Source organism: Pseudonocardia sp., from assembly GCF_050250275.1.
Classification (GTDB): Bacteria; Actinomycetota; Actinomycetes; order Mycobacteriales; family Pseudonocardiaceae; genus Pseudonocardia.
Window position 1 is genome coordinate 147,538 of sequence record NZ_JBFWOY010000011.1, and the last position, 13,216, is coordinate 160,753.

The window sequence follows — 13,216 nt, forward strand, 5'->3', positions numbered from 1 at the left end:
GCGACGCACGGTGGAAGCCTTCGGCCCTGAGAGCATTACAGGTCACTCAATTACTGATCGAGGTGTCGTGAGCCGGGTCGACGACGGACAACGAACACTGGGCGGAGCTCGCTCGGGTGATGAGGATCCGGCCATCACGGACTGGTCTCCGGAGGTCGCCGAGATCGACCGTCGACGCGCCCTCGCGATGCAGATGGGTGGTCCCGAACGCGTCGCCAGGCAGCACGCGGCCGGACGCCTCACCATTCGTGAGCGCATCGATGGTCTCGTCGATCCCGGCTCGTTCCACGAGTTCGGCGCCCTGGTCGGGTCGGCCACGTACGAGAACGGTGTCATGTCCGGGTTCACGCCCGAGCCCTACGTGGGAGGCCTGGCGAAGATCGACGGGCGTCCCGTCGTGGTGGCGGGGGAGGACTTCACCGTCCGCGGCGGATCGGCTCAGGGGGGAGTGCCGGGCCAGCGCAGCAAGCGCCACTTCGCCGTTCAGATGGCCGAGGAATACCGGGTGCCGTTCGTGCAGATGCTCGACGGCGTAGGCGCGAACGTGGCGGCGATGGATCAGCTCGGTCGCTCCTACATCCCGAACAGCGGGGACTGGTCGAGGAACCTCGGGCTGCTGGCCAAGGTCCCGGTCATCGCAGGCATCGCGGGCGCGGTCGCGGGTGGCGTCGCTGCGTACGCGTTGCTCACCCATTGGAACTGCATGATCGAGGGGAGTGAGCTGTTCTCGGCCGGCCCCCCGGTCGTGAAGCGGGCGATCGGGCTGGACATCTCGAAGTCCGACCTCGGCGGCACGGACGTCCACGTCCGGCAGAGCGGCGTGGCGGACAACCTCGCCACGGACGAGCTGGACTGCTTCGCGCAGATGCGGCGATTCCTGTCGTACCTGCCGCAGAACGTCTGGGAGCTTCCTCCGTACGAGGAGCCGAACGACAGGCCGGACCGGCGCGAGGAGGCGTTGCTGTCGATCATCCCGCGCCAGCGCAAGCGCGCGTACAGCATGCACAAGCTCATCGGCCTCGTCGTCGATGAAGGATCCTTCTTCGAGATCAAGCCGTTGTATGCGCGGTCGCTGATCGTCGGCCTGGCGCGGATGCATGGCCACGTCGTGGGGGTCGTCGCGAACAACCCCATGGTCCAGGGCGGCGCGTTGGACGTTCCCGGGTCGGAGAAGATGACCCACTTCATCGAGATGTGCGACTACTTCCGCATCCCTCTGATCAACTTCGCAGATGTACCCGGGTTCATGGTGGGTCCGCAGGCGGAGGCCGCCGGAGTCCTGCGCTCAGGCATGCGGGCCCTGTGGATCGCCCATCAGATCACCGTTCCTCTGGTGACCGTTCAGGTCCGACGTTGCTACGGCATGGCCGGCGTCGCGACCAGCACACCGGCCCGCCTCGGACTACGCATCGGCTGGCCCTCGGGCGAATGGGGCTCGATCCCGATCGAGGGTGGGGTCGAGGCCGCCTACCGTCGGGTCATCAACGACGCGGCAGATCCGGATGCGAAGCGGGCCGAGATCGAGGACAGGCTCCGCTTGATGAAGAGCGTCTTCCCGATCGCGGAGGCTTTCGGGGTCGAGGAGCTGATCGACCCACGGGACACCAGGCACGTCATCATCCGCTACCTGGAGACCGCGATCCCCCGCCTGTCGCATGACCTGGGTCCCAAGCCGCGCTACGGCGTGCGGCCGTAGCGCAGGGGACATCGCGGCGCTTCCTCGATCGAGGGGCGCTCCTCCCCGCCAGGTCGTGACCTGCGCCTCTGAAGGAGAGACGAGTAGCTCGATGGAAGACGATTGGCGCCGCGACTGGCAGGCCGTCGCCGACACAGTGGGAACGGACTTCGACACCGACCCGCCGGTGGAGGGCGCTGACCGGATCGAGAGCGGGCTCATCCGTCGCTTCGTCGAGCCGTTGGAGTTCTCCTGCCCGCTGCATTTCGACGCCGCCGTGGCACGGAAGCACGGCTACCGCGACGTGGTCGCTCCGCTGACCAGCCTGATCACCTTCTCGATGCCGCCGATCTGGCGCCCTGGCGAGCCGCCTGTGTTCACGGTCGCGGCACGAGACGCGCAACCGGACCGATCTCCGGTGAGCGGCCGCAAGACCGGGTTGGAACCGGAGTGCTCCGGGTTCTTCGCGACCGACATCGCGATGGACTGGCTACGTCCTGCCTACGTCGGTGATCGCCTGCACCGTCGAGGAGCGACACTGGTCAGCTGCGTTCCCAAGGAAACGAGCGTCGGACGCGGCGCCTTCATGACCTGGGAGAGCGATATCCGGAACCAGCGTGACGAACAGGTGGCCCGGGTCCGCACCGGCACCTATTCGTATGTTCCGAACGACGCGGACAGGGCGCAGCCCGCCTCGCCCGCAACCCGGTCCCGCAGCGACCGGCCACGGCTGCGCGAGTCTGACGTCGACTGGAGCCGTCAGCGCACGTGGAACGAGGTGGCGGAGGGCGATCGGCTGCCGTCGCTGGCGTTCCCGATCAGCGTCTATCGCCTCGTGGTCGAGGCGGGCGCGAATCGCGACTTCAATTCGATCCACCACAACAGTGACTACGCACGTGCCACCGGGGCGCCCGAGATGTACGCGAATACCCTGTTCCTCCAGGGTATGTGGGAACGAGCGGTCCGTGAGTACGTCGGACTCGCCGGCCGGATCCGCGCCCTCTCGAACTTTCGGATGGGGCGATTCAACGTCGCGGGCGACACCGTCGAGGTGCACGGGACCGTGGTCAGGCGTTGGCGTGAGGACGGCGTGGGTCACGTGGCCATCGAGATGCTGTCGGAGAACTCTTCCGGCGTGACCGTCGGACCTGGTCTGGTCACGGCCACGCTGCCGGACTCCTGACCGGACGAGGCGGTCGCCCCCTTCCAACGGCCGCCTGCCCTCCGCGTCGAGCCGAGCCGCCGCGTCGGGCCATCCGAGGGGTCGCCCCGGACGGTCGACCGGTGGTGCGTGCGGTTGCGTCGGGGGCGGGCGAGTTGTCCGGGTGGCTGGCCGGCTCGGTTCAGGGGATGAGTTCGATGGGGGTGTTCGAGCGCTTCTCGTAGTACTTGCCGATGGCTTGCAGGTGGTCGCGCCAGTACGTCTGGGCGTCCTCGGCGGTGTCGGTGTCGGTGTCGAGGATTTCCAGGAAGCGTTCGTGGGCATGGTGGGAGCGACGCATGCGGTTCTTCAGCGCGCTGCTGGAGGGCGTCTCGGAGATCTGGCTGTGCTGGCGTCGCATGAGTTCGGTGGCCATCTCGGCGAAGACGGTGAGGGGGGTGAGTCCGGCGAGTTCGATGACGAGTTCGTGGAAGTGGGCGGAGCGGCGGAAGTATTCGTCGGTGTCGTCGAGGGCGGCGCCTTCGGCGTCGTAGGCCTCGCGGAGGCGGGTGAGGGCGTCGTGGTTGTTCGCGGTGGCGAGCATGGCGGCGGCGGGGGGTTCGAGGATGAGTCGTAGTTGGTAGAGGTCGCCGTAGGTGGCGCCGCGGTACTGCAGCAGGTGGGAGGTGTATCGGGCGGCGACGTCGATGCTGGGGGCGCGGACGCGGGCTCCTTCGCGGGAGCCGCGGCGGGGGACGATGAGGGCTTCGGACTCCAGGACGCGCATGGCTTCGCGCAGGGTGGGCCGAGAGACCTGGTAGTGCTCGGTGAGCTCGGACTCGAGCGGGAGGGTGGCGCCGTCGGGAAGTTCGCCCCGGGCGATCCGGGCTCGGATGTCGGCGGCGACCAGTTCTGCCATCTTCGGCAGGTGCGGTCGGGCCTGTGGCTCGAACACGGTCGGGCTCGTCTTGCTCGTCACTGAGGACTCCTGGTGACGGAGGGATGGGCTGCAGCCCACGAATCATCTCAGATAAGTTAGGCAGGTGCACTATCTGGTGCGGTAGAAGGCGGAGGGGACGGAAACTCGGTCGCCGGCGGTCCGAGGGCCGCCGCCGTGAGCCCCTCCAACCTGGTGAGAGCAGGTTGGGCACCCTGCGGCACCACGTCACCGGAATGAGTGACGCTCCTGGTGGACGGGCGATTGACCAGATCAGTAACACCCGGCCAGGAGCTTCGGTTGGCTTCCTGTCCTGTAGGGACCAGGCGATCCGCGTGATCGCACACCTGCGCGAGAGCGACATCTACGCCGGGCTCGCCGCCGGACACGGATCGGAACGACCACTGCGTTCCGCTGCGCCACCGAGGCGGTCGAGCTACTCGCCGCGGTGGCGCGCCCCTCTGCCGCCAAGGCCGTAGCGGTGATCGAGGCCGAGGCGTTCGTCATCCTCGACGGCACTCTGCTGCGGATCGACCGGGTCCGGATGGGCCCCGGGCGTGACCGCCCCTCCTGCTGGGTCGGCACCGGGGGGACTGCCCAGCGTTGCCCCGATCGAGGTGATCGCCGCGGCGGCGAGGGTGTCCCGGTGGGTGTCGACGCCGATGACGTCCTCGAGCGCTCCGGCGACATGGTTACGCGGCTCGTTCGCCGTCGTAGCAGGCGCAGCTGGTCGGGTCGGCGAGACCGGCGAACGCCGACAAGAACAGTCAGGGCATGGTTGCCACGCTGGGAGCGTGTCTCGCCCTCGACGGAGCTGCAGGTAGGCCACCTCGATGCCCGGCGAGCGTGCGACCGCGGCGGTCCGCGGGCCGATCGGGGCCGGTCGGTCGACCACGACGAGTACCCGGCAGCAAGCCCTCATCGGGCTTGATCACGAAGCTGACGGGGCTTCCGCCCGCGCGGTCCGCGTATGCGCCCGACTCGACATCGCGGCCATCGCTCTCGTCTTCGGCGTTGCGTGAGAGGAACCCGAAGAGGATCGAGCGAGGCCGTCCCACGTCGCGCCGGCACGCCGCACGACATACACGGACTCGTCGGTCCCGGCGCATCAAGGTCAAGGATCAAGCCGGGCGTCGTCGACACGGGAGACGGGGACTGCGCCGATGCGCAGCCCCCGTCTCTACAGTGCGTTGTCGACTACCCGGCAGATCAGCCTGTCAGACCCAGGTCAGACAGGAAGACACCTCCCGGGTAGGCGTCCGTGAGACCGGTGGCGCCGTCGGCGATGAGCCAGCCATTGCTGTCGGGCAGGGTCACCCCGGACCAGAGCGCGGGCAGTTCCTTGGCCAGGATTGCCTGCACGGCCCGCATGGCGTTCGCGCGTTCCTCCTGGTTGGTGGCCGACTGGGCCTTGTTCAGGACGACGTCGAGTTCCGGGTCGCTGAAGCCGGTGATGTTCGACGGCGACGTGCTGAGGAAGCAGTCGATGTACTGCAGCACGCTCTGCCCGGCGACATCACGCCCACACGTCCACAGCGCGATGTCGTACTCGCGGGCGATCATCTTCGCCGGATAGTCACCGGACTGCACCTGTTCGATCTTGTAGTCCAGGTTGGAGTACCGGCTGTATGCGGTCTGCAGCGCCACTGCATCGCGAAGGCTGGCGGCGCTCACCAGGTGCCGGATGACGATGGGCCCCCCGTTCTCCGCCGCGACCTCGTCGATCAGCTTCTGCGCCGCGTCCGGGTCGAAGGCCGGCACAGTGGCCGACACGTCGTAGTACGGCGAGGCATTCGGCAGGAGGGTGCGGGGATCCAGGATCGTGCCGGCGCCCCGGTAGAGGACGTCGTTCAGGGTCGTCGAGTCCAGGCCCATCTGCAGGGCCTCCCGGACGCGGAAGTCGGCGAGCGGTCCGGTCCCCGAGTTGACCACCCAGATCCACGGGGAGTCGGGCGACAACCGGGGGACGGCAGTGAGCCCGGTCTCGACCGCGGCCACGATGTCCGACGGCTGGAACATGTACGCGGCCTGCACCTGCCCGGCGCTGACCGCGTTCGTGATCGCCGCGGGATCGGAGTTGATCTGGACCTCCAGCGTGTCCAGGTAGGGCCGGGGCGCATCCCAGTAGTCGGGGTTGCGGGTGAAGGAGTAGCTGGCGTTGGGCACGATCTCGGTCAGCAGGAACGGGCCCGCTCCCACCGAGGTCTCCGGCGACGTGCCGAAGTTCGCGCCGTGCTGCTGGAGTGCGGTCGGCGAGGCGATCACGCTCAAGCTCGTCGCGACGGTACGGGGGAAGATGCTGTTGGGCGCGGCCAGCGTGAGCCGCAGCGTGACCTCGTCCACGACCTCGGTCGAGGCGATCTGCGCAGCGGCGCCCGCGGCCGGGGAGGTGAGCGCCGGATCGGCGAACCGCGCCCAGTTGAAGCGCACCGCCTCGGCGTTCAGCGGCGTTCCGTCGGAGAACTTCAGGTTCGGCTTCAGCGTCACCGTCCAGGTGATCGAGTCCTCGGACTTGATCGACTCACCCAGCCGGCCCTCCACCTGCCCGCTCTCGAAGGACTCGTAGAAGAGCAGGTCGTAGATCGCCGACTCCACCGGACCCACGGAGGGGTTCATCTTGATGAAGGTCGCCGGGTCCAGGGAGCGGAAGTTGAAGTTCGTGATGACCGTGGCCGAACCCCCCTGCACCGGCTTGGCTGCAACACCCGGCTCGGCGGGATCGCCACCATCAGCGCCGCCGCACCCGGCTATCAGAAGCAGCGGCAGTACCAAGGCAGCCAACCGCCGCCGGTACCCGTGTCTCATCGGTTCTCCTGTCGAGTGATCTTCAGAGCTGGGCGCCGAGTGCGGCCGACCACTCGGGGTGGACGCGGCCCCATCGGCTCGGTCGTCGCACGGACGTGCCGCTGCGAATGCTCCGCCCGTTCTGCTCCGCTCCGTGCCGTCGAGGCCCTTGTGACCGAGTTCTCACGGAGTGCAAAAAAGCTAACCGTCTAGACCTAGAAATACAACTACTCTTTCAACATCTTCTGAGAAGGCTCCGGCTACCTCGGCAGCGCGCAACTCCGCCACCTGCCTCGGGCGGTCGGGCGCACGTTCCTGCTCGACGAGCTCTGCCTGTCGTCCTGCCGGACAGCGCCAGGTGCGGGCTCCGCGGGGTGACCACGGCCGCCCGGCCGCAGCAGACCGCTCCGGGCGTCGAGGTGGACCTACGAGGCCACCGGGTCATCGGCGCGGCGGTCTGCCACCGGAGCCGTCCCGCCCCGGGTTCTGCGGAGGCTCGTCGAACTGTCAGAGCAGGCTCCTCTGCCGGCAGAGCGGGGTGTCGCACGTCATCGCGCTACGTCCTCACGCCCGGTCGCGCTTCTCCTTGGGCAGCCCCAGCACGCGCTCGCTGAGGATGTTCTTCTGGATCTGGTCGGTCCCCCCGCCGATGGAGACCTTGTGCGCCGACAGCGCCATGAGCTCGATCTCGCCGCCCATGGCCGCGTCCGGTCCGGACAGGAGTGCGGCTGAACCCAGGATGTCCAGATCGATGTCACGGGCGTTGCGGGCGAGGTCGGCCGCAGCGAGCTTGACGATGCTCGGGGCACCCGCGATCCGGGTGACGCCCAGGCGTCTCGTGAGTGCCCGGTTCGCCTCGCTGAGTACGTGGAGCTGCATGACCCGGTCACGTACGACCTGGTCGTCCCACTTGCCCACCTGTTGTGCCAGCCGGCGGGCCGCATTCCCGCTGCGGGGGTAGAGCTCCTTGGCCTTCGAGCCAGTGGCCTGGAGCTCCCGGTAGACCTCGCAGGCCACTCGGTCGAGCCAGCCGGGGCGCTCTCCTGCCGGCGGTGTGAGTGCTCGCGCGGGCAACGCCGAGCGTTCGGAACCCAGCGTGGTCTGGGTGACCCGCCAGCCGGCGTCGACCTCTCCGAGGACGTTGTCCCGGGGCACGTGCGCGTCGGTGAGGAACACCTCGTTGAACTCGACCTCGTCGTTCATCTGCCGCAGCGGTCGCACGTCGACCCCGGCCTGGACCATCGGGATCAGCAAGAAGCTGATCCCGTCGTGCTTGGGGGCGGTGGGGTTGGTGCGGGCGAGGAGCATGCCGAGATCACTGTCATGAGCGTGGGAGTTCCACACCTTCTGACCGTTGACCACCCACTCGCCGTCCACCAGCCTCGCCGAGGTCTGCAGTCCGGCGAGGTCGGACCCGGCGCCGGGCTCGCTGAAGAGCTGGCACGACGTGAGCTCGCCGCGGACGATTCTCGGGAGGATGTTCTGCTTCTGCTCCAGGGTGCCGTGCCGCAGAACGGTAGGCGCGAGCATGGTGACGGCGATCCCGTGCGGGGGTCCGATCAGCTGCCGCCGCAGAAGGACGTCCTGAACCAGCAGCGCCACCGCCGATGACTCGGCACGTCCGCCGTAACCTGCCGGCCAGGTCGGGAACGCCCAGCCGGCCTCGGCCAGGAGTCGCCACCACTGTCGAACGGTCAGCTCGTCGGACCAGTTCTCGTCGAGCCACGCGTTGAGTTCGGCGGCGATGTCGGAGGAGCCCATACGTCACGGTCCTTCAGTCGTGAGCCGCTCGTGCGGCGCCTACTGACTCCGTACAGGAAGTGCACCTGGTTATCAAGCCGTCGGCGAGTTGTTCCTGCTCCGGGCGGGAGTCGTCGCGGCGAGAGATCGGGACACCCTTGTCAGAAGCTGAACCTGGTGAGATAAATACGCGGTGGCCGTGCGAGCGCCCACCCCAGCGACCTGAGGAGAGCTAGTGGACGGCGAGGCGCGAGTGCAGTCTGTGGTGGTCGGTTCCGGGGACCGCATCAGTGCGACCCTGGATCGACAGCTCGGTCAGGCCGTCCCTTTCGCCGGCTCCTGCTGACCCCGCCGTGGCTCTCGTATTCACGGAGGAGCAGGAGCAGCTCCGGTCCGTCGTCCGTGACCTCTTGAGCGACCGCTCGCCGGAGGAGCAGGTGCGCCGGCTCATGGAGACGGACGCCGGATTCGATGAGGGTGTCTGGCGGACGATGGCCGACATCGGCCTGCTCGGACTTGCGGTCGAGGAAGAGTACGGCGGCGCAGGTGGCGGCTTCGGCGAGATCTGCGCGGTCATGGAGGAGATGGGCCGGGCGCTCCTGCCGGCGCCGTACCTGTCCTCCGTCGTGCTGGCCACCACGGCACTGCAGCTGAGCGGCGACGCCGACGCGAAGGCGCGCTGGCTGCCCGACCTCGTCTCCGGCAACCTCCGTGCCACGCTTGCCTTCGTCGACGACGACGGCGACTGGGATCTCGAGCGGACCACGACGGTCGCCGAGCAGGTCGGGGACCAGTGGCGCGTACGCGGCGTCAAGAACTACGTGCTCGACGGGCATACCGCCGACCTCGTGTTCGTCCTCGCCGACACCCCCGAAGGGCTGTCGCTGTTCGCGGTGGACAGCGCGTCGGCGGAACTGACGTCGCGGCGGCTGACCACGCTCGACCAGACCCGCCGGCTCGCCCGCGTGGAACTCGACGCGGCGCCCGCGACCCTGATCGGTCGACCGGGGGATGCGCGGGACCACCTGTGCGCAGTCCGGGACCTCGCCCTGGTGGCGCTCTCGGCAGAGAACGTCGGCGGAGCGCAGCGCGTGCTCGACATGTCCGTCGAGTACGCGAAGCTCCGCGAACAGTTCGGGCGGCCGATCGGGTCGTTCCAGGCGATCAAGCACAAGTGCGCAGACATGCTCACGCAACTCGAGCTGGCCCGCTCGCTGATGCTGTCGGGGCAGGACGTAGCGGTGGCGAAGCCGGACGACCTGCCCAAGGCGGCGGCGATGGCGAAGGCCCTCAGTGGCGATGCGTACTTCACCTGCACGACCGAGAACATCCAGATCCACGGCGGTATCGGGTTCACCTGGGAACACCCGGCGCACCTGTACTTCCGTCGGGCCAAGTCCAACCAGCTCCTCTTCGGTGACGCGACAGGGCACCGAGCGCGGCTTGCCGCGATGCTGGATGCGGAGCAGGGCGCCTGACCGCGCCGGCCGACGGGACGAGCTCGCCGGCCTCACACCCCTGCGGCCGCCGTCCGTTTCCGAGGGACGACGGCGTTTCCGCGACCAGAACACACGCAGCTCGCGCTGATCGGCCAGGTTCCCCCGGTGCCGGAACCGAGGTGGTGGTCGGCACGCGTCCACCCCGGTCCGGGGTATCGCCGGTGACAGCGGCGATCGCTCTGTCCGCGGCCGCGGAACGCGGCGCGGCCACTGCTGAGGGGCGATCGTGCGCGCAGTCAGTTCCCGAGGAGACCGTCCATGTTCGAAGTGCCCGAGTCGGTCCGCGACCTGCGCACGAAGGTGCTGCGTTTCGTCGAGGACGAGTGCTATCCCACGGAGGCGGCGTTCCAGAGGCTCCCGGCGGGCCCGACAGACCTCATGCGCGGGCTCGCGGAGAAGGCGAAGGAACGCGGCCTCTGGGCGTTGGGGCATCCCGTGGAGTACGGCGGCGGCGGGCTCTCGTTCGTCGACTACAGCTTCATCTGCGAGGTCGTCGGGCGCTCGGAAGTAGCCAACTTCGCGCTGGGAACGGCGACGCTGCAGACGGCGAAGCTCCTCGAGCTGCGGGCCGGTCCCGAGTGGAAGCAGCGACTCCTGCCCGGCCTGGTTGCAGGCGAGTTCGAGGTCGCGTTCGCGGTGACCGAGCCCGATGTCGCGAGCAGTGATCCGACCCAGCTCGCGACGCGGGCGGCGCTCGAGGGGGACGAGTGGGTCCTCAACGGGCGCAAGTGGTGCATCAGCCTGCTGAACTGGTCCAGGTATGTGATCGTGATGGCCAGGTCGGAGGACGAGTCCGCAGCGGCGCACCGCCGGTTCAGCATGTTCCTCGTGCCCATGGGCACCCCGGGGCTCAGGTTGGTCCGCGAGGTCATCACCGACCACGCGCTGAGCGACCACTGGGAGATCGAGCTCGACGACTGCAGGATCCCGGCCGACCACATCCTGGGTGAGCGCGGTGAGGGCTTCGTCCAGTCGCAGGAGCGGCTCGGACCGGGCCGCATCTACCACTGCATGCGCACCCTGGGTATGGCGCAACGGGCGTTCGACATGATGTGCGCCCGCGCGAACGCGCGCATCCTGTCGGGCCGGCCCCTCGCGGACAAGCAGCTCACCCGTCTCGCTGCCTACCGGTCGTACCAGGAGATCCAGGCGTGTCGGCTGATGGTCCTCGACGCGGCGGAGAAGCTCGACCGGGGCGAGCAGGCCCGAGTGGAGCTGAGCGCGATCAAGGTCGAGTGCACGCGCATGGTCGGGCGCGTCGTCGACAGAGCGGTGCAGATCCACGGTGCCTACGGCCTCTTCGATGAGAACCCTCTGTCCCGCATGGGTGGTCGCGAGCTCCGCATCGCGGACGGCCCGGACGAGGCGCACATCGACCGGGTGGGGCGGCTGCTCCTGAAGGCGTACGCCGGGGGCGGTCCGGGCTGGGACTTCGCCCGCTAGCAGCGAGGACCTCCGGCGGTCGAGCGACAGGGAGCGAGTACTTGTGATGGCTGGTGCAGTGGACGGACGGTTCTCCGTCGAGGGCAAGAACGTGATCATCACGGGGGGCACGCGAGGGCTCGGTCGTGCGTTCGTGTTCGGCCTGGCCGCAGCCGGCGCCAACGTCGTCGTCTCGAGCCGGACGGCCGGGGCATGCGAGGCGGTTGCCGCGGAAGCGCGACGCTTCGGCGTCCGGGCCATAGCCGTGCCGTGCCACGTCGGGCGCTGGGAACAGGTCGAAGAGCTGGTGCGCCGTTCCTACGACGAGTTCGGCACCATCGACGGCCTCGTGAACAACGCGGGCAAGGCCCCGGTAGCGCCGCGAATGATCGACATCTCGGAGCCGCTGTTCGATGCGACCGTCGCGGTCAACCTGAAGGGGCCCTTCCGTCTGGCCTGTCTCGTGGGCGACCGGATGAAGCGCGCCGGCGCAGGGGTCATCGTCAACATCTCCAGCGGTTCCGCGCGAGCTCCCGGGACCCTCGCCCCGATCTACGGCGCCGCCAAAGCCGGACTGAACACGTTGACCATGGCTCTCGCCATCGAGTACGGACCTGAGGTGCGCGTCAACGCGATCGGTCTGGGGCCGACGGACACGGACGCCTCCGCGGGCTGGTTCCACACGGACGAGTTCCGCGACGCGGCGCGTCGCGGGATCGCGTTGAAGAGGGGCGCGGCCGCCGACGAGATCGTCGGAACGGTGGTCTATCTGCTCAGCGACGCGTCGAGCTTCACCAGCGGCGCGGTGCTCGACGTGGACGGTGGCATCTACGGCGCGCTGGGCGGCGGGTGATGGCCCGCAACGGCTCCCCATCGGAAGCGGAGATCCGCGCCAGGCTCCAGCTGCTCGCCACCTGGATGCATGACGCCGGACTCGGGTCGGGACCGGTCGTGCTCATCAGGAGGCTGACCGGCGGTTCGCAGAACGTACTCCTGCACCTGCAGCAGGGGGATCGAGAGTTCGTGCTCCGCCGACCGTCGTGGCACAGCCGCTCGGACAGCGACCGGTCGATCCTGCGTGAAGCGCGCGTCCTGGCCGGCTTGAGCTCGAGTGACGTCCCGCACCCGCGGTTCATCGGCGCCTGCTCGGACGTGGAGGTCTTCGGCGCCGCGTTCCTGCTGATGGCGCGGGTGCCCGGAGTCGACGCCGACCGTGCGCTCGCAGGAGCGGCCAACGCGAGGCATGGCGGTGAATCTCTGGGCCTGGCGGTCGTCGACAGCCTTGCGGCACTGGCGAGGATCGGCGTCCCGGCTGCGCTGTCGGACCTCGGGAAACCGGAGGGTTGGGTGGCCCGGTTGGCGCCGAGATGGCGTGCCCAGCTCCACTCCTACTCCCAGCTCCCGGGTTACCGCGGCGTGGATTCGCTGGGCGACGTGGACCGCATCGGATCGTGGCTCGCTGCGAACTGCCCGTCGTCCTTCCGGCCGGGCGTGGTGCACGGGGACTTCCACATCGACAATCTCGTCTTCGACCCCGCGCGCCTGCAGGTGGCGGCGATCGTCGACTGGGAGCTCGCGACCATCGGCGACCCCCTGCTCGACCTGGCGCACCTGCTGGCGACCTGGCCGGACGGACGCGACGCGGTGGCGCCCCGGCGCCGGCTCGAGCACCTTCCCACCGCTGCCGAGATCATCGAGCGTTACGCCGACGTCCTCGGCAGAGACCTGACGGATCTCCCGTGGTACCGGGTCGTGGCCTGCTACCGACTGGGAGTCCTGCTGGAGGGGTCGAAGGCGCGGGCGGACGCCGGCCAGGGGCCTGTCGACATCGGCGCGCGACTGCACGATCTTGCGGTGACACTGTTCGACCGCGCCCGCACCCTCATCGACAGCTAGTGTCGTGAGTCGTTAATCTTGGTGCAGTATCGGGCGATGCTGGCGAGGATGTCGTCAGCGGTCTTGGTCCAGACGTAGGGGCGGGGATTGTCGTTCCAGGTCGCGATCCAGGCTCGGATGTC

9 protein-coding genes and 1 pseudogene are annotated in these 13,216 nt (G+C 68.7%); 6 read left to right on the forward strand and 4 right to left on the reverse strand.

Annotation, left to right across the window (positions count from 1 at the left end; translation table 11 throughout):
* Positions 1-67 precede the first annotated feature (67 nt).
* Together AB7F12_RS12745 and AB7F12_RS12750 are read left to right on the forward strand one after the other, a co-directional pair.
* The gene (locus tag AB7F12_RS12745) at positions 68-1,696 is read left to right on the forward strand and encodes an acyl-CoA carboxylase subunit beta (protein WP_428516503.1); all 1,629 of its coding nucleotides are present in this window, start codon (positions 68-70) and stop codon (positions 1,694-1,696) included.
* A gap of 91 nt (positions 1,697-1,787) precedes the next feature.
* Positions 1,788-2,858, forward strand: coding sequence for an FAS1-like dehydratase domain-containing protein (locus tag AB7F12_RS12750; protein ID WP_428501918.1), 1,071 nt, complete (start codon positions 1,788-1,790; stop codon positions 2,856-2,858).
* 160 nt (positions 2,859-3,018) lie between these two features.
* On the opposite strand, the gene AB7F12_RS12755 is transcribed toward AB7F12_RS12750, so the two are convergent.
* The 3 genes from AB7F12_RS12755 to AB7F12_RS12765 all read right to left on the reverse strand — a co-directional run bounded on the left by AB7F12_RS12755 (position 3,019) and on the right by AB7F12_RS12765 (position 8,298).
* The gene (locus AB7F12_RS12755; RefSeq protein ID WP_428516501.1) at positions 3,019-3,795 is read right to left on the reverse strand and encodes a FadR/GntR family transcriptional regulator; all 777 of its coding nucleotides are present in this window, start codon (positions 3,793-3,795) and stop codon (positions 3,019-3,021) included.
* A gap of 1,167 nt (positions 3,796-4,962) precedes the next feature.
* A complete protein-coding gene (locus AB7F12_RS12760) occupies positions 4,963-6,441 on the reverse strand; it encodes an ABC transporter substrate-binding protein (protein WP_428502432.1) in 1,479 nt (492 codons plus the stop codon).
* Between the two features lie 660 nt (positions 6,442-7,101).
* Positions 7,102-8,298 (reverse strand): acyl-CoA dehydrogenase family protein, encoded by a 1,197-nt coding sequence (locus tag AB7F12_RS12765; protein ID WP_428502431.1) that lies wholly within the window; start codon positions 8,296-8,298, stop codon positions 7,102-7,104.
* A 332-nt stretch (positions 8,299-8,630) separates the two neighbouring features.
* On the opposite strand from AB7F12_RS12765, the gene AB7F12_RS12770 reads away from it, so the two are divergent.
* The 4 genes from AB7F12_RS12770 to AB7F12_RS12785 all read left to right on the forward strand — a co-directional run bounded on the left by AB7F12_RS12770 (position 8,631) and on the right by AB7F12_RS12785 (position 13,094).
* Positions 8,631-9,755: an acyl-CoA dehydrogenase family protein gene (locus tag AB7F12_RS12770; RefSeq protein ID WP_428502430.1), complete on the forward strand. Its 1,125-nt coding sequence runs from the start codon at positions 8,631-8,633 to the stop codon at positions 9,753-9,755.
* Positions 9,756-10,034: 279 nt separating this feature from the next.
* Positions 10,035-11,219, forward strand: a complete 1,185-nt coding sequence (locus tag AB7F12_RS12775; protein ID WP_428502429.1) for an acyl-CoA dehydrogenase family protein — start codon at positions 10,035-10,037, stop codon at positions 11,217-11,219.
* Between the two features lie 58 nt (positions 11,220-11,277).
* Positions 11,278-12,051, forward strand: coding sequence for an SDR family NAD(P)-dependent oxidoreductase (locus AB7F12_RS12780; RefSeq protein ID WP_428502428.1), 774 nt, complete (start codon positions 11,278-11,280; stop codon positions 12,049-12,051).
* A gap of 65 nt (positions 12,052-12,116) precedes the next feature.
* A complete protein-coding gene (locus tag AB7F12_RS12785) occupies positions 12,117-13,094 on the forward strand; it encodes a phosphotransferase family protein (RefSeq protein ID WP_428517932.1) in 978 nt (325 codons plus the stop codon).
* Here AB7F12_RS12785 and AB7F12_RS12790 read toward each other — a convergent pair.
* A pseudogene (locus tag AB7F12_RS12790) lies at positions 13,091-13,216 on the reverse strand (IS630 family transposase); the annotation flags it as partial. The gene AB7F12_RS12785 and the pseudogene AB7F12_RS12790 sit on opposite strands and share 4 nt — an antisense overlap.